The sequence below is a fragment of the Pedobacter zeae genome (assembly GCF_014196715.1).
GTDB classification, from domain to species: domain Bacteria; phylum Bacteroidota; class Bacteroidia; order Sphingobacteriales; family Sphingobacteriaceae; genus Pedobacter; species Pedobacter zeae.
Window position 1 is genome coordinate 1,189,280 of sequence record NZ_JACIEF010000002.1, and the last position, 19,699, is coordinate 1,208,978.

General features: G+C 41.8%; 18 protein-coding genes and 2 tRNA genes. 12 read left to right on the forward strand and 8 right to left on the reverse strand.

What is annotated here, in order from left to right; translation table 11 throughout:
• Positions 1–283 precede the first annotated feature (283 nt).
• A complete protein-coding gene (locus tag GGQ60_RS11745) occupies positions 284–1,309 on the forward strand; it encodes a serine hydrolase domain-containing protein (RefSeq protein WP_183764035.1) in 1,026 nt (341 codons plus the stop codon).
• A gap of 131 nt (positions 1,310–1,440) precedes the next feature.
• Here the strand turns inward: GGQ60_RS11745 and GGQ60_RS11750 are convergent.
• The 3 genes from GGQ60_RS11750 to GGQ60_RS11760 form a co-directional block, all read right to left on the reverse strand.
• Positions 1,441–1,525: transfer RNA gene (locus GGQ60_RS11750), tRNA-Leu, on the reverse strand.
• Between the two features lie 48 nt (positions 1,526–1,573).
• Positions 1,574–1,646 (reverse strand) — tRNA-Gly (locus tag GGQ60_RS11755).
• Between the two features lie 94 nt (positions 1,647–1,740).
• Positions 1,741–2,229 (reverse strand): regulatory protein RecX, encoded by a 489-nt coding sequence (locus GGQ60_RS11760; protein WP_183764038.1) that lies wholly within the window; start codon positions 2,227–2,229, stop codon positions 1,741–1,743.
• A 61-nt stretch (positions 2,230–2,290) separates the two neighbouring features.
• Between GGQ60_RS11760 and GGQ60_RS11765 the strand changes: the two genes are divergently transcribed.
• The 3 genes from GGQ60_RS11765 to arsC all read left to right on the forward strand — a co-directional run bounded on the left by GGQ60_RS11765 (position 2,291) and on the right by arsC (position 5,983).
• Complete coding sequence (locus GGQ60_RS11765) at positions 2,291–4,750, forward strand: bifunctional UDP-N-acetylmuramoyl-tripeptide:D-alanyl-D-alanine ligase/alanine racemase (RefSeq protein WP_183764041.1); 2,460 nt, start codon at positions 2,291–2,293, stop codon at positions 4,748–4,750.
• A 284-nt stretch (positions 4,751–5,034) separates the two neighbouring features.
• Entirely contained in the window at positions 5,035–5,625 is a 591-nt protein-coding gene (locus GGQ60_RS11770; protein WP_183764043.1) for a DUF502 domain-containing protein, read from the forward strand.
• A 13-nt stretch (positions 5,626–5,638) separates the two neighbouring features.
• Positions 5,639–5,983, forward strand: coding sequence for an arsenate reductase (glutaredoxin) (gene arsC, locus GGQ60_RS11775; RefSeq protein WP_183764047.1), 345 nt, complete (start codon positions 5,639–5,641; stop codon positions 5,981–5,983).
• Positions 5,984–6,006: 23 nt separating this feature from the next.
• On the opposite strand, the gene GGQ60_RS11780 is transcribed toward arsC, so the two are convergent.
• The 4 genes from GGQ60_RS11780 to GGQ60_RS11795 all read right to left on the reverse strand — a co-directional run bounded on the left by GGQ60_RS11780 (position 6,007) and on the right by GGQ60_RS11795 (position 9,506).
• Positions 6,007–6,501 (reverse strand): hypothetical protein, encoded by a 495-nt coding sequence (locus tag GGQ60_RS11780; protein WP_183764050.1) that lies wholly within the window; start codon positions 6,499–6,501, stop codon positions 6,007–6,009.
• Between the two features lie 29 nt (positions 6,502–6,530).
• Positions 6,531–7,034, reverse strand: coding sequence for a hypothetical protein (locus tag GGQ60_RS11785; protein ID WP_183764053.1), 504 nt, complete (start codon positions 7,032–7,034; stop codon positions 6,531–6,533).
• Between the two features lie 238 nt (positions 7,035–7,272).
• Positions 7,273–7,980, reverse strand: a complete 708-nt coding sequence (locus GGQ60_RS11790; RefSeq protein WP_183764056.1) for an LOG family protein — start codon at positions 7,978–7,980, stop codon at positions 7,273–7,275.
• A 17-nt stretch (positions 7,981–7,997) separates the two neighbouring features.
• Positions 7,998–9,506, reverse strand: coding sequence for a sodium:solute symporter (locus GGQ60_RS11795; protein WP_183764059.1), 1,509 nt, complete (start codon positions 9,504–9,506; stop codon positions 7,998–8,000).
• A 402-nt stretch (positions 9,507–9,908) separates the two neighbouring features.
• Here GGQ60_RS11795 and recR point away from each other — a divergent pair, with 402 nt between their 5' ends.
• The 3 genes from recR (at position 9,909) to GGQ60_RS11810 (ending at position 12,592) form a co-directional block, all read left to right on the forward strand.
• Entirely contained in the window at positions 9,909–10,526 is a 618-nt protein-coding gene (gene recR / locus GGQ60_RS11800; RefSeq protein WP_183764062.1) for a recombination mediator RecR, read from the forward strand.
• A gap of 188 nt (positions 10,527–10,714) precedes the next feature.
• Entirely contained in the window at positions 10,715–11,533 is an 819-nt protein-coding gene (locus tag GGQ60_RS11805) for an SDR family oxidoreductase (RefSeq protein ID WP_183764065.1), read from the forward strand.
• A 219-nt stretch (positions 11,534–11,752) separates the two neighbouring features.
• A complete protein-coding gene (locus tag GGQ60_RS11810; protein WP_183764068.1) occupies positions 11,753–12,592 on the forward strand; it encodes an alpha/beta hydrolase in 840 nt (279 codons plus the stop codon).
• Positions 12,593–13,237: 645 nt separating this feature from the next.
• Here GGQ60_RS11810 and GGQ60_RS11815 read toward each other — a convergent pair.
• Positions 13,238–14,179: an ion channel gene (locus GGQ60_RS11815; protein WP_183764071.1), complete on the reverse strand. Its 942-nt coding sequence runs from the start codon at positions 14,177–14,179 to the stop codon at positions 13,238–13,240.
• Between the two features lie 344 nt (positions 14,180–14,523).
• Between GGQ60_RS11815 and trpD the strand changes: the two genes are divergently transcribed.
• The 5 genes from trpD (at position 14,524) to GGQ60_RS11840 (ending at position 19,406) form a co-directional block, all read left to right on the forward strand.
• Positions 14,524–15,513: an anthranilate phosphoribosyltransferase gene (trpD, locus tag GGQ60_RS11820; protein ID WP_183764074.1), complete on the forward strand. Its 990-nt coding sequence runs from the start codon at positions 14,524–14,526 to the stop codon at positions 15,511–15,513.
• Positions 15,507–16,136 (forward strand): phosphoribosylanthranilate isomerase, encoded by a 630-nt coding sequence (locus GGQ60_RS11825; RefSeq protein ID WP_229685013.1) that lies wholly within the window; start codon positions 15,507–15,509, stop codon positions 16,134–16,136. Before trpD ends, GGQ60_RS11825 begins: the two co-directional genes overlap by 7 nt.
• A 176-nt stretch (positions 16,137–16,312) precedes the next feature.
• Positions 16,313–17,494, forward strand: coding sequence for a tryptophan synthase subunit beta (gene trpB, locus GGQ60_RS11830; RefSeq protein WP_183764077.1), 1,182 nt, complete (start codon positions 16,313–16,315; stop codon positions 17,492–17,494).
• Between the two features lie 94 nt (positions 17,495–17,588).
• A complete protein-coding gene (gene trpA / locus GGQ60_RS11835) occupies positions 17,589–18,356 on the forward strand; it encodes a tryptophan synthase subunit alpha (RefSeq protein ID WP_183764080.1) in 768 nt (255 codons plus the stop codon).
• Between the two features lie 408 nt (positions 18,357–18,764).
• Entirely contained in the window at positions 18,765–19,406 is a 642-nt protein-coding gene (locus tag GGQ60_RS11840; RefSeq protein WP_183764084.1) for an NAD(P)-dependent oxidoreductase, read from the forward strand.
• The last annotated feature ends 293 nt before the right edge of the window (positions 19,407–19,699 follow it).

The following is a 19,699-nucleotide window of genomic DNA, read 5'->3' on the forward strand; positions in this document are numbered from 1 at the left end:
AAGGAGGGTTATTGAACTAACGGATATTTATCCTCAGCGGTAAAATTGCTAAACACATGTTTGCTATTGTAAAGGGAGTCGGAAACCTAATCCGGGGAAACGTTTCGATTCTCTTGTTGTACGCTCAATCTTACAGTTTTTCAAACACTTCATATACCGGTGAAAGCGGGAGCCAATGGCTAAGCCCAGTTAGGAAAAGCCGGTGATTTTTCCCAAGCTGCTGAACTCAGTTGATACACAGCTTTGTCTCCGCATTTTTTCTTATTTTAACTGCATATTGTGTATGAAACCATTTTACCTTATTTTCTCCTTAATATTAGGCTTCCTAACCGGGTGTAAAACTACGGGTCAAACCCCGGTTGAAATTGTTGATCACTATTACCAAAGCGGGAAATTCAATGGAAGCATATTGATCGCTCAAAATAACCAAGTCGTTATCGATACAGTTTTCGGCTACCGGGATTTAAATAATAAAACAGCACTAAACAAAGAGATACCATTTTATATTGCTTCATTGAGTAAACCCATAACAGCCATTGCAATTACGCTTATGGCAGAAAAAGGACTGCTTTCATTTAATGATAAAGCTGTAAAATTTGTTGAAAACCTTCCTGCTTACACCCGCAATATGACCATAAAGCAATTGTTAAATCATACATCGGGAATAAGAGATTATGAAAATGTACTCAAAAAGAAAGGTCTTAGCAATACCGATGTAGTTTATTGGCTTCATGGGCAGGATGGGTTGGCATTTGAACCCGGAACAAAATTTCAGTACAGCAATTCAGGCTACATTATTTTGTCGTTGATCATCGAAAAGATTTCCAAAATGACCTATGCCGAATTTTTGAAACAAAATATTTTCGATCCTTTGCAGATGCATCACACCACGGTTTATGAGTCAGGTACGGTTATAGCCAGCAAGGCGATCGGGTATAACAAGGATAAAGAAGTGGATGATTATTCCATACTGACGACAGGAGATGGGGGCATTTATTCCACGGCAGAAGATCTTTTTAAACTGGATAAGGCATTAAGAACCAATCAATTGTTATCAGAAGAACGTACCAAACAGCTATATCAAACACCGGTGTTGAAAGATGGCACCAGTTCTAAATATGGAGCAGGATGGTTTATTAAAAAAATTGATGGGGACATGATCGCCCAACATACAGGTGGATTAGCAGGTTTCAGAAGCCTGTTTTGGCGAAACCTAAAAAACGGCTACACGATAATTGCACTAACCAATCAGGGTGATGCCTTTCCTGTTTTTGATTTTCTGAATGACATAACAGAGACCTTGAAATAGTATGTAATTCTTTATCGGGATTGTAGATTGAACGAAGCGATAGGATTGATCCCTAATATTGCCGCTTAGCAATAATAGTAAACAAAAAAGCCTCGATTTTCATCAAGGCTTTTTGTTCGATTCTTTTGTTGTACTCAGAGCGGGAATCGAACCCGCACGCCTGTTGAGGGCACAGGATTTTAAGTCCTGCGTGTCTACCAGTTCCACCATCTGAGCAGGTGTTCACCTTTTAAATAAAATGCTTTCCGTTAAGAAAGCATTTAGAGCGAAAGACGAGATTCGAACTCGCGACCCCGACCTTGGCAAGGTCGTGCTCTACCAACTGAGCTACTTTCGCATCAACAAAACTGATGTTGTTGTTTCGTTTTGGTGATGCAAATATAGGCAGATTTATATATCTGTCAAGGAATTTCTTGTTAAAAAATTAATATTTAATTTAAATTGCTGGCTTTCAGTGCAAGTAAAATTAAATCCGTTTCAAAACCTTTTGCCTGGAGGTAGCTCATGAGCTTATTTTTTCTTTTAAACGGATCATTTTCGGAGAGGCTTTCTGCTTTTTTAAGTGCTAATCTTGCTATCGTCTGTTCATAATCATCCTCATCAATACTGTAAATTGCCTTTTGTAAAATTTTATCCGGTACGCCTTTCAGTTTTAAACCCTGTTTAATTTTAAGCCTTCCCCAATGTTTGATGTTAAATTTGCCAGAAACATAACTTTTCGCAAAACGCTCTTCATTTAAAAAATTGTTTACAATCAGTTCGGTGATGATTTCTTCCAGCTCCTCACCACGCATGCCCCATTCTACCAGTTTATAGCGTACTTCCTGTTGCGAGCGCTCCTGGTAAACGCAAAAATTTTCGGCTTTGGCCAAAGCTTGTTTTTTATCCAATAATACTGCGTCTTGTTTACTGCTTTTCATAATTAATTACTGAAATTCGTAAAAATAAAAGCGATTACCGTATTTTTCTGAATATAATACCATGCAAAACCCAATATATACCATTGCCAAAATAGCCGAAATTTTAAATGCTGATTCCAAATTAGTTGATGCAGAGGTGATTATTCAATACCTGGTAATCGATAGCCGTTCCATTCTGGTGCCAGAAAATTCTGTGTTTTTTGCTTTGTCTTCGCACCGCGACGGGCACGAGTTCATAAAAGATGCTTACGCCAGGGATATCCGTAATTTTGTGGTCACCAAAGCTGAATATGTAAATCAATATCCGGATGGTAATTTTTTACTGGTTGATAATGTTTTGGCCGCCCTGCAGCAACTCAGCATTTACCATCGGGAACAGTTTCAGCTCCAAACCATTGGCATTACAGGCAGTAACGGGAAAACCATAGTAAAGGAGTGGCTTTATCAGCTTTTGGCAGCCGATTTCAATATTGTTAAAAGTCCTAAAAGTTACAACTCGCAAATTGGTGTGCCGCTTTCGGTTTGGCAGATTGAAGCCGATCATACCTTGGGGATTTTCGAAGCCGGTATTTCTGCCGCAAACGAAATGCAGCGCCTGGCCGAGATTATTCAGCCCGGAATAGGAATTTTAACCAACATCGGTGAAGCACATGCCGAAGGGTTCAGCTCCAAAAAAGAAAAACTCACCGAGAAACTGAAGCTTTTTAGCGGCTCAGACCTATTCATTTATTCGCCCGAATATGTAACCGGGATCAGTACAAAAGATCTACCCGGTAAGAAAAAATTTACCTGGAGCAGCAAGCAGCTTGCAGACCTACAGATTACCGCTGTTGAACCCATTGAAGGAAATTGCTATTTAAGGGCCATTTATCAGGATACCGAAATAGCCTGCATGCTCCCTTTTAAGGATAAAGCTTCAATAGAAAATGGCATGATCTGCTGGGCAACCTTATTGGCCCTGGGTTATACCCCCGAACAGGCCGATGCGCGTTTAGAAAAACTAAGCCATGTTAGCATGCGCCTGGAACTGAAAAATGGCATTAACCAGTGTTCCATTATCGACGATTCGTACAGCGCCGATATCTCTTCCCTGGCTATTGCACTCGATTTTTTAAATCAGCAGAACCAACACCCCAAAAAAACCGTTATTCTTTCCGAATTATTTGAAACCGGAAGGGATGATCTTGATTTATATACCGAAATTGCGGAGTTACTTGCTCAAAAAAAGGTAAACCGCTTAATCGGTATCGGAACACATATTTCGCGGTATGCTGATCTTTTTAATTTCGAAACCCAATTTTTTGACGATACCAATGCCTTTGTAGAAGCTTTTCCGGGTTTACAATTCAGTCACGAAACCATATTGGTAAAAGGGGCGAGGCGTTTCGGTTTTGGCCGGATCAGTAAATTGCTTACCCAAAAAATACACGATACGGTTTTGGAAATCGACCTCAATGCAATGGTAGGCAACCTGCAGTTTTACCGTTCCAAAATTAAGCCGGGTGTGAAGATCATGGCCATGGTTAAAGCTTTCTCTTACGGGAGTGGCAGTTTCGAAATTGCCAATTTATTGCAGTTTCATAAGGTAGATTATCTTGCGGTAGCTTATGCCGATGAGGGTATAGCCTTACGCAAAGCCGGTATTACGCTACCGATTATGGTGATGAGTCCGGAAGAATCGGCCTTCGAAGCCATTATCAGGCACAGGCTCGAGCCCGAAATTTACAGCTTAGAAATCCTGAACAGTTTTTTAAATGCGCTATCGGATTACGACTTCGATTACCCGATCCACATTAAAATCGACAGTGGCATGCACCGTTTAGGTTTCGATCAAACTGAAGTGGATGCCTTAGCGGCCCTGTTAAAAGATTCGGCAAGGGTAAAAGTGCAGAGTATTTTTTCTCACCTGGTGGCGAGCGATGCTGCCGAACATGATGGATTTACCCGGCAGCAGATCGATACATTTAAAATTATTGCCCACCAGCTGGTAAACGTTTTAGGCTACAAGCCATTACTGCATATTGCTAACACTTCCGGCATCTCACGCTGGCCCGAGGCCCAGATGGATATGGTGCGTTTAGGAATTGGCCTGTATGGTTTCGATGCCGCATTGGCCAACAACCGCGGACTACAAACCGTAATGGTGCTTAAAACAACCGTTACGCAGGTAAAAAACCTGCAACCTGGTGAAACCGTGGGGTATAGCAGGAGAGGCATCATGCCAAACGGGGGAAAAATAGCCACGGTAAAAATCGGCTATGCAGACGGGTATACGAGGTACTTTGGCAATGGCGTAGGTAAAATGCTCATAAACGGACATTTAGTGCCGGTAATAGGCTCGATCTGTATGGATATGACCATGCTGGATGTAACAGGGATCGATGTAAAGCCCGGCGACGAAGCCATTGTTTTTAACCAGGAGCATACCATTATGCAGCTCGCCAAAGATATTAATACTATTCCATATGAAATCCTGACCAATATTTCACAACGGGTTAAAAGGGTTTATTTCTATGAGTAGTTCATTAGTCATTGGTTCATTGGTCATTAGTACGGTAAATCGTCTAATGGTTCATTGGTTCACTTGTTCATTGGTTATTAGTCTGGCAGATTGTCTAATGGTTCATTTGTTCATTGGTCATTAGTAGGACAGATTGCCTAATGGTCCGTTGGTTAATAGTTTGATGGTTCATAGCCTACGTTAACGGCCAATTGTAATGGTATGCAACTCGCACAAATGAACCAATGACTAATGACCAATGAACGATTGAACACTTATAACTAAAAATATGTTATTTTTGCGCCATGAATAAAGTTGGGAAAGCCATTTTAAACTATCTCATTAAAGGCTTATTAATAGTTGTACCCATTGCCGTGAGTGTTTTTATTGTGCTTTGGGCAGTTACAACGGTTGATAGCTGGCTAAATGTAAAGAATATATTTGGCGTTAATCCGCTTACCGGCGAAAGCAGGAACATCCCAGGCCTGGGTTTACTTACCGTAGTGACCATTATTTTACTGGCAGGTATTTTTGTAACCAATTTTGTTACCGAACCCATGTATAACTGGTTCCAGCGGATGATGCACAGGTTACCGCTGCTTAATTTCATCTACTCCTCTATAAAAGATCTGACTGAAGCCTTTGTGGGCGACGAAAAGAAGTTCAATCACCCGGTATTGGTTGAGGTAGAAGGTGGCTTAAAAAAGATTGGTTTTTTAACGCAGAACGACCTAAACAAACTGGATTTGCCCAACGAGGTGGCGGTTTATTTTCCGCTTTCCTATTCCTTTGCCGGCCAGCTGTGTATTGTACAGCGCGATAAGGTTACCGATTTGAAAATGACTGCTGCTGATGCCATGAAACTGGTGGTAAGCGGTGGGGTAAGTGGACTCTAAACAGATACAGACCATGATTACCATTTATCACAATAACAGGTGCAGCAAAAGCCGGAGTGCTTTACAGGAACTCGAAAAAAGCGGAAAAGAATTTGAAATAGTGTACTACCTGGATACACCACCAAACCAAGCAGTGCTTACCACAATTGTAGCCAAACTGGGTATTAAGCCAATAGAATTGGTTAGAAAAGGGGAGCGGGTTTTTATCGACCACTATAAAGGCAAAACCCTTAGTGATGAAGAATGGATCGAAGCCATGGTTAAACACCCTGTTTTAATTGAACGTCCGATCGTAATTTCAGGTAACCAGGCCGTTATTGCCCGCCCCACAGAAAAAATACAGGAAATTTTAGGGTAACCTTGCCGGCCTTAGCCTGGTGCTTAAAAAATATTTTTGCAGCTGAACAGGATAATCACAAAAATAATTAACCCGAACAATAACCTCGAATAATACTCGCGGATAAAAAGTCCGGTAAATATCAGCATGTCATCGTCGATATTGCTGTGGATATTGCCGTTCCCGGCCGATGCACTGAACAGGATCTGTTTATCTTTAAGGTTATTAAGCGACCAACGGCTGAGCCAGCTATTCTGGTAACGCCAATCGAAGGTTTCGCCTGATGCAAAAACGACCCTGGCCTTAAATCCCAGCCAATCGTAGGTGATAGTAGCCAGCGTTTCGTTCTGGTTATTTAAAATACGGGTTTCAGGTTTTGAAAACCCCTCGCTTTTTAAGAGATAGATCCCCGATTGTGTAGTGGCAATGGCCGTGTTTTTCCATGTGCCAAAATTCAATGAGAATTTTAGGTAGCCATTACTGATGACCTGATAGTTACTATCAAATAAACCTTTTCTCCAAAATAATACCTGTTCCATCGCACAAAAGGATTTAATTCGTATGGTAATTAGTGATGATGTAGTGTTGATGTTGTAATAACCGGAACGATACAGGCCATCATTAAAATGGTTCGTTTGTTGTAAACCTGTTTAATAAATAAACCCGCTATGATCAATAATTTATGATCGGTATCGGAAGCGATGGAGCCACTGTTGCTGCCCGAAGTATACACAATATGCTCATCTTTATAATTGCTTACCGTCCATTGCGATTTCCATAGCCCCTTCGATTTCCATTCGTACTGTTCCCCGGTTTTTAAACTGATTACGGCTTTCGATTTCCAGCTGTCGTACGTAATCACGGCAAGCACTTCGTTTGTTTTCTTATCGGTTATCCTGGTGCTGGATTGCCAAAATCCTTTGTTCACAAACTGGTAGTTCTGATCTTCAAACCTGCTTTCGGCATTACTCCTCCACGTCCCAAAAGTAATCGCACCTTTTTGGATTCCATCAACAAATAAATGAAAGTTATTGCTAAACCAATCGCTTTTCCAGTTGATCAATTTCGACATCTTCACTGCGTTTTATTTTTAGATCATACTTTCTGCCAGTTGTTACATAAAAAAAGTGCTTAATTGTTGATCAGCACTTTTTCAGTTGGCAGTTAGCAATTTTCAGTTGGCAGTTAGCAGTAACATCCTGGAATATTAATGACCAATGACTAATGACTAATGACCAATGAACTAATGACCAATTACCAATGACCTAATGAACCATTGACTAATGAGTAATTACCAATGAACCAATGACCTAGAAATTCGGTTTCAGTACATATTTATCGTAGAAACGGAAGATATGTTCTGCAGCTTCTTCGGCGGTATCAACCAGTCGGAAAAGGTTTAAGTCTTCTTCGTGGATATTATGCTCTTTTTGAAGCATGGTGTTTTTAATCCAGTCGATTAATCCGCTCCAATAATCAACACCCAGTAATACGATCGGGAAACGGGCAATTTTGCCGGTCTGGATTAAGGTTAAGGCTTCAAAAAGCTCATCCATGGTACCAAAACCGCCTGGTAATACCACAAAACCCTGACTGTATTTCATGAACATCACTTTGCGTACAAAGAAATAATCGAATTCCAATAGTTTATTATGGTCGATATATTTATTGTGGAACTGCTCAAAAGGCAGCTCAATGTTTAAACCTACCGATTTACCGCCGTTGGTATGTGCACCTTTGTTACCGGCTTCCATAATACCCGGGCCGCCACCGGTAATTACCCCGTAACCGCGATCGGTTAATAATTTGCCGCACTGCTCTGCTAGTTGGTAATAGCGGTGGGTTTGGGCGGTACGGGCCGATCCGTAAATGGTAACACATGGCCCAATTTTAGCCAGCTTTTCAAAGCCATCTACAAATTCAGCCATAATTTTAAAAATTTGCCAGGAATCGGTTACTTTAATTTCCTGCCAGTCTTTGTTTTCGAAAGCACTTCTAATTTTTTCTTCACTCGTCATAAACTGTTATTCTAATATTAAAATCGGGTTTGTGCATCAGTTTTTTTGCTGATGAACAACAAACCTATAAATGTGATTAAACCGTTAATTAAAATCAGTTCAACACTAAAAACATAGCCGCCCAATATGGCAGCCGAATTGCTTGCAAGCAAGTAACATAAAAAAGGTGATAATAAACAAACTATCGGTACTAATTTATCATGGAGTCCGCGTTTTTTTACAAACAATCCAAAACTGTACAAGCCCAGCAGAGGGCCGTAGGTATAAGAAGCTATGGTAAAAATTAAACTCACTACCGATGAGCTGTTTAATGCATTAATCACAATAATCACCAGGAACATTAACACCGAAAAGGCTATATGTACCGTATGACGCTTTTTAACGGCAGTTTTTTCATCAATATTTTTGGCCTTGTCCATGCCTAAAAAGTCGACACAGAAAGAAGTGGTAAGGGCCGTTAATGCCGAATCGGTGGTGGCAAAGGTAGCCGCAGTTAAGCCCAGCATAAAAATAATGGCCGGAACGGAACCCAGGTTATTCAGGGCAATTTCAGGGAACAATAAATCGGTACGTGGTTTACCCGTTACATGATCTAAAGGGATATCGATGCCGTTTTTGCTGGCGTAGATGTATAATAATGCCCCTACACTTAAAAAGAAAACATTTAAGATTACAAATACACCGGTAAAGGTAAACATGTTTTTCTGAGCTTCTTTGATGGTGCTCATGCTCAGGTTTTTCTGCATCAGGTCCTGGTCGAGCCCGGTCATGGCGATGGTTACGAAAATACCGCCAATAAACTGTTTGCTGAAATAGAACTTGTTGATGAGGAAATCATCCAGGAAGAATATTTTAGAATAACTGCTGTTTTTTACCGTTTCAAAGGCCTGCGGAATGCTGAAACCGAGGCGGTTGCAGATAAAATAAATGGTTAAAAAAACCGATAAAACCAAAAAGAAGGTTTGCAAGGTATCGGTAATAATAATGGTTTTTAAACCACCTTTAAAGGTATACGACCAGATTAAGGCCAAAGAAATTAAAACCGTTAACCAAAACGGAATGCCATAATTATCGAATATAAAGCGTTGCAGTACAATTACAACCAGGTATAACCGTGTAGCCGATCCAAGTGTTCTGCTTAATAAAAATATCGAGGCGGCGGTTTTGTAACTGTAGTGGCCAAGCCGTTTCTCAATGTAGCTGTAAATGGAAGTTAAATGCATCCGGTAATACAGTGGCAATAAAACGGTGGCTATAATGATAAAGCCTACTGCATTGCCCAATACAAACTGAAAATACTGGAACTGGTTTCCGGCCGGAGCCCCGACCTCACCAGGTACCGATATAAAAGTAACCCCCGAAAGTGCAGTCCCAATCATTCCAAAGGCCACCAGGTACCATTTAGAGTTTCTGTTGGCAACAAAAAAAGTAGTATTGTCTGAAGATTTTTGAGAGGTTACAAACGAAATGATAATCAGTAGCAGGAAGTAGCCAATTAGGAAACACAAGAGGATGGTTGGTGACATAGTTTTGTTTTAAGCTGATAAATGTAAAGAAAACTATTAAATCAAGCAATATATTCAGTCCGAAGTCCGCAGTCGGAAGTCCGGGGTCTGAAGTTAGTGCGACCAATAACCAGTTACCAATGACCAACTGAACCAATGAACTGATGACTATTGAACCAATGACCAATGAACCAATGACCAGTTAACAGTCTACAGTTACCAATGAACTAATGGCCAATGAACCAATGAACTAATGACCAATGAACCAATAACCAGTTACCAATGACCAATAAACCAATGACCAATGATCAACTGAACCAATGAACCAATGACCAATGAACCATTGAACTGATGACTATTGAACCAATGAACTAATAAACCAATGACTAATGAACTAATAAACCTTTTCCCTATTTTTGTACTATGAATTTTTCATCCAAACTACTCGAGGATGCCGTAAACGAATTTTCGAAACTGCCCGGTGTAGGACAAAAAACCGCTTTGCGCCTGGTATTACATCTCTTAAGCAAAGAGCAGGAGGAGGTAAACCAGTTTGGCAATACATTTATTAAACTTAAACAACAGATTAAACACTGCACAACCTGCCACAATATTTCTGATTATGCCATTTGCGAAATCTGTACTTCGCATAAACGAGATAAAGAAACCATTTGTGTGGTGGAAGATACACGTGATGTAATGGCGATCGAAAACACCGGACAGTATTTTGGCGTGTACCATGTTTTAGGCGGTTTAATTTCGCCGATGGATGGGATAGGGCCTGCTGATTTGTTTATTGATGGTTTGGTAAACCGTGTTGCTGCTGGTGGCATTAAAGAAATTATTTTAGCTTTAAGTCCCAATATGGAAGGCGATACCACTTTATTCTATCTTTATAAAAGGCTGAAAGAATTTAATGTGCCGGTTACTACTATTGCGCGCGGAATTGCTTTTGGTGGCGAACTCGAATATGCCGATGAAATTACCCTTGGCCGTTCGATCGTTACCCGTGTACCTTACGAAACTGCGATGATGAAATAACCTGGTAACGAGTATCAAGTAGTAAGACCTGTAGCAAAAACTAATAACAAGTATCAAGTAACAAGACTTGTTTAAATGCGAACTACTTTATATTTGCTACTTAATACGCTATACCTGATACCAATTTCTCGATACTAATTACTCAATACCCGATACTCCATACTTGCTACTCCATACTATAATACCAAATGAACTTAAAAGATAAAGTAATCATCATTACAGGCGCATCAAGCGGAATTGGAAAAGCCTGCGCCGAAGAATTTGCCAAACGCGGGGCCAATCTGGTTCTGGCAGCCCGTCAATACGTTACCCTTTGCGAAATTACTGCCGGTTTAGAAAAGAAATATGGCATCAGGGCGGTTGCCGTACAGGCCGATGTGAGTAAAGAAGCTGATTGTGAATTAATTATTAAACAAACGCTGGTTTCCTTTCAAAGAATCGATATCCTGGTTAATAATGCCGGTTTATCGATGCGGGCCCTGTTTAACGAGCTCGATTTATCAGTGCTGAAAAACCTGATGGATGTGAATTTCTGGGGAACAGTATATTGCACCAAATATGCGCTGCCCGAAATTTTAAAAACCAAAGGAACCGTGGTAGGTGTATCATCAATCGCAGGTTACCGTGGTTTACCGGGCCGTACAGGTTATTCGGCTTCTAAGTTTGCCATGAACGGTTTTATGGAGTCGTTGCGTACCGAGTTGCTTAAAACCGGGGTACATGTGATGGTAGCCTGCCCGGGTTTTACCGCTTCCAATATCCGTGTAACGGCCCTATCAAAAGATGGTGCAGCCCACGGCGAAACCAGTATGGATGAAGGTAAAATGATGTCGTCAGAAGAAGTGGCCAGTATTATTGCCGATGGTATTGAACAGCGTAAACGCACGCTGGTGATGACCAGGCAAGGCAAACTGGCGGTATGGATGAATAAACTCTTCCCGGCTTTTGTAGATAAAAAGGTTTTTGATTTGTTTGCGAAGGAGAAAAATCCGTTGATTAAAGGGTAGAAAGGCTTTAGGTATAGGGTGTAGGGCTTAAGGTATAGGGTTTAAGGCTTAGGGCTGAAGGTATAGGGTGTAGGGTTTAGGGCTGAAGGTTATATGTGAGCACTTATGATACAGTTTAATCTGTTTTGATACTTGATACTTCGCTCTGCTCAGTACTGTGCCAAAAATCCACGCTTTTAACAATTTCGTTTATTTACTATTTCGATAATTAACTGCTGTATGCCCAAATCCCTGCTTTTATTTATGCTCCTGTTTCAAACCCTATTGACTTCGGCTCAGGTTAAAAAAGTAAAAAACATTAACTACGCGGGTAACCACGAAGAAGCCAATACGCTGAATGTATTTTACCGTGATGATAGCTTAAAAAATAAACCGGTACTGGTTTTCATTCACGGGGGCTCCTGGAGCAGCGGCAAGAAAGAAACCTATTGGTGGTTGGGCCGTAATTTTGCACGGAAAGGTGTGGTTAGTGTTATTATCAATTATCCTCTCGCTCCCAACGTGCAATACGAAAAAATGGCCGGTGATTGCGCTCTGGCAGTAAAATGGGTGCACGAAAATATAAGCAGTTACCAGGCAAGTCCGGGTAAGATCTTCGTAATGGGCCATTCGGCGGGCGGGCACCTGGCCGAGCTGATTAACGCCGACCCGAAATATTTTAAGCAGGCAGGCATAGCGAACCCGATTAATGGCGTTATCCTTAACGATCCTTTCGGGCTGGATATGCACGAGTATTTAACCACGGCCGAAAAGGATCATTATTATTTCGATTTCATCAGAACCTTTACCCGGCAGGCTAACGTTTGGAAAACTGCTTCGCCGATGGAATATGTAAAGGAGATCAAAAACCCGCACCTGCTTTTTTATGGGGCTAAAACTTATGGTGCCATTAAATTACAAACACCCAGGTTATACGAAAAACTCAAAGCCAATGGCATTCCGGTTGAGCTGAGAGAAATTAAAGGCAAAAGCCATATCCCGATGATCAGTCAGATGATTTTTGGAGGCAACCGGTTGTATCAGGATATTTTGGATTTTATTCAAAACACATCGCCATAGCATGGCAATCTTAATGCCTTAATGCGGTAGCAGGGCTTTTTTGCAGAAGCTTTCATCATTAAACCCGGTAGCAGCGGAAATCCTTTTTGTTGCAGTAACTTTCAGTAGACCGTCATGCTGAGGTACGAAGCAGCTGTTTCATAGCTTGCAGCTCCTTCGTGCCTCCGGAATAACAGTAAACAAAAAGATTGCAGCGGATGACGGGACTGCAGTGACCGATGAGCACGACCATTGCTTTCCAAAAAACCAAGATCTGTTCAAAAACAAAAGACCCCTATACCGTTTTGTGATCTCGTCGAGTTTACTGTAATCCATCACCTTCGCGAAACGGGTACCCATTTCAATTTCTTCGTCCTGGTAGCTGGTGCGCGTGTGGATGCTTTGTGCAAAAGTATAGTGCGGTAGCCGGGCTTTTTTGCAGAAGCTTTCATCATTAAACCCGGTAGCAGCGGAAATCCTTTTTGTTTGCAGTAACTTTCAATAGACCGTCATGCTGAGGTACGAAGCAACTGTTTCATAGCCTGCAGCTCCTTCGTGCCTCCGGAATAACAGTAAACAAAAAGATTGCAGCGGATGACGGGACTGCAGTGACCGATGAGCACGACCATTGCTTTCCAAAAAAGACTGTTCAAAAACAAAAGACCCCTATACCGTTTTTGTGATCTCGTCGAGCTTACTGTAATCCATCACCGTTTTACCGGCTTCGTTATGGTAATACATTTTCTCGAAACGGGCATCCATTTCAATTTCTTCGTCCTGGTAACTGGTGCGCGTGTGGATGGTTTGTGCAAAAGTATCATCAAAAGCCTTTAACATCACAAATACCTCAACTTCTGCCAGCTGCAATTCGATAAGTGATTTTTCGAACAGCGGACTCTCTTCGGTAATGGGATGCACCAGTGTCCAGTTTAAGGAGAGGATGCTGATTTTATCGCGCTCCAGCTGAAGCGGGTAAAAACGCCTTACCTGTTTATCATCAACCATTTCGTTGTACGACATCACCATCTGCACTTCCACTTCAATAAGCTGGTTGCGCCGTAAATTAACCAGCCGGCACATTAAGCCATGGCCATTCTTATAAGGTGCAATGACCATTTTTTTACTGAAACTTACTTTCGATGTGGGGCGGCTAAAACGGCCGTACAATAAACCGGTGGCGAGGGCAAAGGCCAATAGGCCAAGCATACTTTCGAAAGCGGCCAGCACACTGGTAATAAAACCCTGCGGCGAAATGTGGCCGTAGCCTACAGTAGAGATGGTTTGCGCCGAAAAGAAAAAAGCATCGAAAAACTGATCGCGCAGGGTAACGCCATTTGCCCCGACTAAATTTTCGATCCCGATGAGGTTATAGAGAATGGCAAAAAAAGTGTTCACCAGGAGGTAGGCCACCAGGATAACGAGGAAGAAACGGGGCCAGCTCATGGTAACCAGGCGGGTATAGGTATCGTCGAACTTAAACCAGGGCAGGCCCGTACGCTCGATATTGGCCGATCCATCGGGATTAATCATCCGCTGGTTTTTGGTTACCGGATTTGATGCAAAACCCAGATCATCGTTAAACTGTACTTTTCTTTTAAAAAAGACCATATATTTTCAGAAAGATTTTGGAATATTAAAAAAGTATATCAATATTTGCTTTATACAAACATGATAATTAAAAATTTAAATAACAATTGGTGGTGGCATAACGAAATTCGTTAGGCATTTCTATTGTTATATATTTTAAAATATTTTATACACAACGAAGAGGATTGCCTAAAAAGCAATCCTCTTTTTTTGTGATATTTTTTTAACAACGCCCCGTTTCGTGTCCTCACTAAATGGAGTTTAAATAAATGGTTCGTGCAGATACGGACCCTGTTACAGATAAATTTTTTGAGGAATCGTCATGCTGAATTGAGTTCAGCATGACGGTAAGATGTATGCAAAACATGAAAAAGATATTAAACCATTTATTCGAGAACAAAAGTTTTAGCAGGGAAGAAGCCAAAAACATCCTGATTTCCATTTCGGAAGGTGCTTTTAATTCCTCGCAAATTGCCGCTTTTATCACCGCCTATGCCATGCGCAATATTACCGTACAGGAATTACAGGGCTTTAGGGATGCCATGCTGGATATGTGCGTAAAAGTAGACCTTTCTGCTTACGAACTGATCGACCTTTGCGGTACCGGCGGCGATGGCAAAGATACCTTCAACATTTCTACCTTATCCTCATTTGTGGTAGCAGGGGCGGGGCACCATGTAGCCAAACACGGCAACTACGGTGTTTCTTCGGGCTGCGGATCATCAAACGTAATGGAATACCTGGGCTATCGTTTCACCAATGATGAAGCCACTTTAAAACGCAACCTGGATGCAGCAGGCATTTGCTTTTTACACGCGCCGCTTTTTAACCCGGCCATGAAAATTGTAGCTCCGATCAGGAAAGAACTGGGTGTAAAAACCTTTTTCAATATGCTGGGGCCAATGGTTAACCCCGGGCAGCCCAAACACCAGATGGTAGGCGTGTTTAGCCTGGAGCTGGCCCGCCTGTATGCGTATTTATACCAGGAAACCGATAAAAACTATACCATTGTGCATGCACTGGAAGGTTACGATGAAGTTTCGCTTACCTGCGATGTGAAAACCTTCAGCAACAAAGGCGAGCAGATTTTAACCCTTGATGATATGGGATTCGAAAAAGTATCCACCAGTGCGATAAAAGGTGGCGATACGGTAGAATCGTCGGCTAAAATATTTATGGATGTATTAAATGGCGAGGCAACCGATGTGCAGAACAACGTGGTACTTTGTAATTCGGCATTGGCCATCCGGACCATTAAACCGGAACGCTCATTTGCCGATTGCTATTACGAAGCGGAAGAATCGCTGATGAGTAAAAAAGCCTTACACAGTTTTAAACAATTACTGGCATGCTAAAATTAAAGGTTTGCGGCATGCGTTTGGCCGCCAATATTGCTGCGGTGGCTGAGCTTCAGCCCGATTACCTGGGCTTTATCTTTTATGAAAAATCCCCGCGTTTTATCAGCGAGGTCTCTGCAGAATTGATCAGATACATCCCTGCCGAAATTAAAACAACAGGTGTATTTGTGAACGAAGATCTGGAAAAGGTAAAAGAAAAAATAAGCAGCTTAAAGTTAAAAGCCGTTCAATTGCATGGAAGCGAGTTGCCAGAATATGGTGCAGCGTTAAAATCGAGTTTCCCCAACATTGAAGTGATTAAGGCTTTTGGAATAGATGAAGATTTTGATTTTTCGGTTTTGGAAGCTTATTTAGGAACGGCAGATTATTTTCTGTTCGATACCAAAACCAAGGCGCATGGCGGATCGGGTAAAACCTTCAACTGGTCTGTTTTAAACCGGTATACCTACAATAAACCTTATTTTTTAAGCGGTGGAATTGATTTGGAACATAGCACTACCATTAAAAAACTAAACGACAGTCGTTTATATGCACTCGACATTAACAGCCGGTTCGAAACAGAACCAGGGCTGAAAGATGTTGCAAAAATTAAAGAATTTATTAGAGAAATGACTATATAGAATATTTTCCCAAGATCTGGTTAACACAGGTCGTCATTTCGAGCGCAGTCGAGAAATCTATATGGTGAATATTTAGATCTCTCCATTCCGCTCACTCCAGTCGAGATGACGATTGTTCTCCTGATATGAAAGGATGATGTTCTGATAATAACGATACAAGATTTGATAAAAATATCATGAAATACAAAGTAAACGAAAAAGGATATTACGGAGATTTTGGAGGCGCGTACATTCCCGAGATGCTTTATCCGAATGTAGAAGAATTGCGTCAGAATTATTTAAAGATTATTGCTGACCCTGATTTCCAGAAGGAATTTCATCAGCTGCTGAAAGATTACGTTGGCCGCCCTTCGCCCCTGTACCTGGCCAAAAGGTATTCTGAAAAATATGGCGCCAATATTTTCCTGAAAAGGGAAGATTTAAACCATACCGGCGCGCATAAAATCAACAATACCATCGGGCAGATTTTACTGGCCGAGAAGCTGGGCAAAAAACGGATCATTGCCGAAACCGGTGCCGGCCAGCACGGTGTGGCTACGGCTACAGTTTGTGCTTTGCGTAACCTGGAGTGTGTTATTTACATGGGCGAGGTCGATATTGAACGCCAGGCACCTAACGTGGCCCGTATGAAAATGCTGGGTGCAAAGGTGGTTCCGGCAAGTTCGGGCAGCAAAACATTAAAGGATGCCACCAACGAGGCCATGCGCGATTGGATTAACAACCCGGTTGATACGCATTATATTATTGGTTCGGTAGTGGGTCCGCACCCTTATCCTGATATGGTAGCCATTTTCCAGTCCATCATTTCAGAAGAAACCAAAAAGCAATTACTGGAGCAAACCGGCAGCGACCAGCCCGATTATGTATTGGCCTGTGTGGGGGGCGGCAGTAATGCCATGGGGATGTTCTACCACTTTATGGACGATGAGCAGGTAAAACTGATTGCCGTAGAAGCTGCAGGTAAAGGGGTTTCGAGCGGATTCTCGGCCGCAACCACCTACCTGGGTAAAGAAGGTGTTTTACACGGTAGCCGGAGCATCTTAATGCAAACAGCAGATGGCCAGGTGGTGGAGCCGCATTCGGTTTCTGCCGGACTGGATTACCCTGGCATTGGTCCGCAACATGCCCATTTGTTTAAAACCGGCAGGGGGCAGTATGTTTCCATTACCGACGACGAAAGCCTGGAAGCCGGTTTATTGTGCACCAAACTGGAAGGCATTATCCCCGCCATAGAAAGTGCACATGCATTGGCTTACCTGGAAAAAATGGAGTTTAAAGGCGGCGAAAATGTAGTGGTTTGCCTTTCGGGCCGCGGCGACAAGGACCTGGATACGTACATTAAATATTTTAACTTATAGATAGGAGACAATAGAGATGAGCTATTAGACCTCCTGTCTGGTTCTCCAATCTAAAATCTCCAATCTCCAATCTCCCATCTCACATCTCAAAAACATGAACAGAATCAAAAAACTCTTCCAGGAGAAGAAAAATATATTATCAATTTATTATACCGCCGGTTACCCTAATTTGGGCGATACCATCCAGATTGCTGAAGCACTGCAAAAATCGGGTGCTGATCTGCTGGAAATCGGCTTTCCCTATTCAGATCCTGTTGCCGACGGACCGGTGATCCAGGCCAGCAGCAAGCAAGCTTTAGATCAGGGCATGACCCTCAAGGTGCTTTTCGAACAGTTGAAAGATTTACGTAAACACGTGAGCATCCCGGTTTTGTTGATGGGCTACGTAAACCCGGTTTTGCAGTTCGGCGTAGAAAACTTTTGTAAAGCCTGTGCCGAAGTAGGGGTAGATGGTTGTATTGTACCCGATTTGCCGATAGCAGAGTACGAAGAATTTTACCAGGATTGTTTTGAAAAACACAACCTGAGCAATGTATTCCTGATTACGCCACAAACGGCTGAAGAACGCATCCATAAAATAGACGGGCTAACCAACAGCTTTATTTACCTGCTTTCATCATCGGCCACTACCGGTAAAAATTTAGAAGTGGGTAATACCACCGAAGCTTATTTTAGCCGCATTAAAGCCATGAATCTGAAAAACCCAACCATGATCGGTTTCGGGATCAGCGATAAACAAACTTTCGATAAAGCCTGTAGTTATGCCAATGGGGCTATTATCGGTACCGCTTTTGTTAAGGCCCTTGCCGGTGGAAACCTGGAAGAAAGCATAAGCAACTTCATGAAGAAGTTTAGGGATTAAATCTAAACTCCTTTGAGTAACCGTCATTGCGAGGAGGAACGACGAAGCTTTCTCGCAATTGACGATCACGCTTGCGGTTCGTCACCCTGAGGAATAATTTATTGTATAAAAATCAATATACGTGACATCCTCTTCCGGGGCGTCATTTCGAGCGAAGTGCAACGCAGTCGAGAAATCTATATTGGGATGATGTTGAATTTAGATCTCTCCACTCCGCTATGCACCGGTCGAGATGACGGAATACTGCACTGGATTACTATTCAATCGAAATGACGGAAAATTTCATATATTAGTCTCATTAAAATCTCTTTATAACATATTTCCCCTAACAGAACCTGGTTCTGCATTCCCCTTATCGTCCGATACAGGGTTAAAACATTATTTTCTAAATTTTATAAAGAGAACATCATGCAAGATTTAAAAATTGCGTTAATCGGTGCTACAGGTAAAGCTGGTACTTATATTTTAAAAGCGCTGCTGGCGCAAAACTTCCAGGTAAAAGCCCTGGTCAGGAATCCGGAAAAAATCAAGGTCAATCATCCGGCTTTAACCGTTACAACAGGCGATGTTGGTGACAGCGGAGCGGTACACCATCTTATCAAGGGTTGCGATATCGTAATCAGTGCATTGGGTTTAGGTCATCCTGCCAGTGAGAAAACCATATTTACCCAATCAACCCTAAATATCATTACCGCTATGGAAACGATGGGCTTAAAGCGTTATATCGCTATTACGGGTTTGAATGTAAACACCCCTTTAGATCATAAGGACGAAAAGACCCGCTTGGCTACCCAATGGATGTACGATCATTTTCCCGTTTCTACCACCAATAAACAAGCGGAATATAACATCTTGGCTGAAAGTGATCTGGATTGGACTTTAATCCGCCTGCCCCTTATTATACAAACTGATGAGCAAACACCAATTGGTACGAGTTTAATTAATTGCGCTGGCGATCAGATTAATGCGGCCAACCTTGCACAGTTTATTATTAAGCAGTTAAGAGAGGAGGCGTTTATAAAACAGGCCCCCTTTATCTGGAATAATTAGATTGTTTTACCACTAAGGCACGAAGACACCATATAACTTTGTGCCTGGTTAATATCACCATATAAGAAATTTAAGAACAGATCAGGAATTGGGCTTATAGGTAACTTACCTGTCTTACATGGTAAATACTGTATAATTACCATATAAGGCATTTAAGTACATAGTAAGAATCGAGCTTACATGCAACTTATCTGTCTTATATGGTTTTAGGGCTACCCGCGAAGCGACCAGGCTTTTATTGGCATCGGTCATGATCAGATCCACATGCCGATTTAAAAATGGCAGCCGATAAA

Coding starts and splice junctions, on each gene's coding strand:
- GGQ60_RS11785 (WP_183764053.1), bottom strand. CDS start 7,034: ATGTCGAAATTGATCAACTGGAAAAGCGATTGGTTTAGCAATAACTTT.
- trpB (WP_183764077.1), top strand. CDS start 16,313: ATGAAATACAAAGTAAACGAAAAAGGATATTACGGAGATTTTGGAGGC.
- arsC (WP_183764047.1), top strand. CDS start 5,639: ATGATTACCATTTATCACAATAACAGGTGCAGCAAAAGCCGGAGTGCT.
- GGQ60_RS11810 (WP_183764068.1), top strand. CDS start 11,753: ATGCCCAAATCCCTGCTTTTATTTATGCTCCTGTTTCAAACCCTATTG.
- trpD (WP_183764074.1), top strand. CDS start 14,524: ATGAAAAAGATATTAAACCATTTATTCGAGAACAAAAGTTTTAGCAGG.
- GGQ60_RS11770 (WP_183764043.1), top strand. CDS start 5,035: ATGAATAAAGTTGGGAAAGCCATTTTAAACTATCTCATTAAAGGCTTA.
- GGQ60_RS11780 (WP_183764050.1), bottom strand. CDS start 6,501: ATGGAACAGGTATTATTTTGGAGAAAAGGTTTATTTGATAGTAACTAT.
- GGQ60_RS11795 (WP_183764059.1), bottom strand. CDS start 9,506: ATGTCACCAACCATCCTCTTGTGTTTCCTAATTGGCTACTTCCTGCTA.
- GGQ60_RS11840 (WP_183764084.1), top strand. CDS start 18,765: ATGCAAGATTTAAAAATTGCGTTAATCGGTGCTACAGGTAAAGCTGGT.
- GGQ60_RS11760 (WP_183764038.1), bottom strand. CDS start 2,229: ATGAAAAGCAGTAAACAAGACGCAGTATTATTGGATAAAAAACAAGCT.
- GGQ60_RS11790 (WP_183764056.1), bottom strand. CDS start 7,980: ATGACGAGTGAAGAAAAAATTAGAAGTGCTTTCGAAAACAAAGACTGG.
- recR (WP_183764062.1), top strand. CDS start 9,909: ATGAATTTTTCATCCAAACTACTCGAGGATGCCGTAAACGAATTTTCG.
- GGQ60_RS11745 (WP_183764035.1), top strand. CDS start 284: ATGAAACCATTTTACCTTATTTTCTCCTTAATATTAGGCTTCCTAACC.
- trpA (WP_183764080.1), top strand. CDS start 17,589: ATGAACAGAATCAAAAAACTCTTCCAGGAGAAGAAAAATATATTATCA.
- GGQ60_RS11765 (WP_183764041.1), top strand. CDS start 2,291: ATGCAAAACCCAATATATACCATTGCCAAAATAGCCGAAATTTTAAAT.
- GGQ60_RS11815 (WP_183764071.1), bottom strand. CDS start 14,179: ATGGTCTTTTTTAAAAGAAAAGTACAGTTTAACGATGATCTGGGTTTT.
- GGQ60_RS11805 (WP_183764065.1), top strand. CDS start 10,715: ATGAACTTAAAAGATAAAGTAATCATCATTACAGGCGCATCAAGCGGA.
- GGQ60_RS11825 (WP_229685013.1), top strand. CDS start 15,507: ATGCTAAAATTAAAGGTTTGCGGCATGCGTTTGGCCGCCAATATTGCT.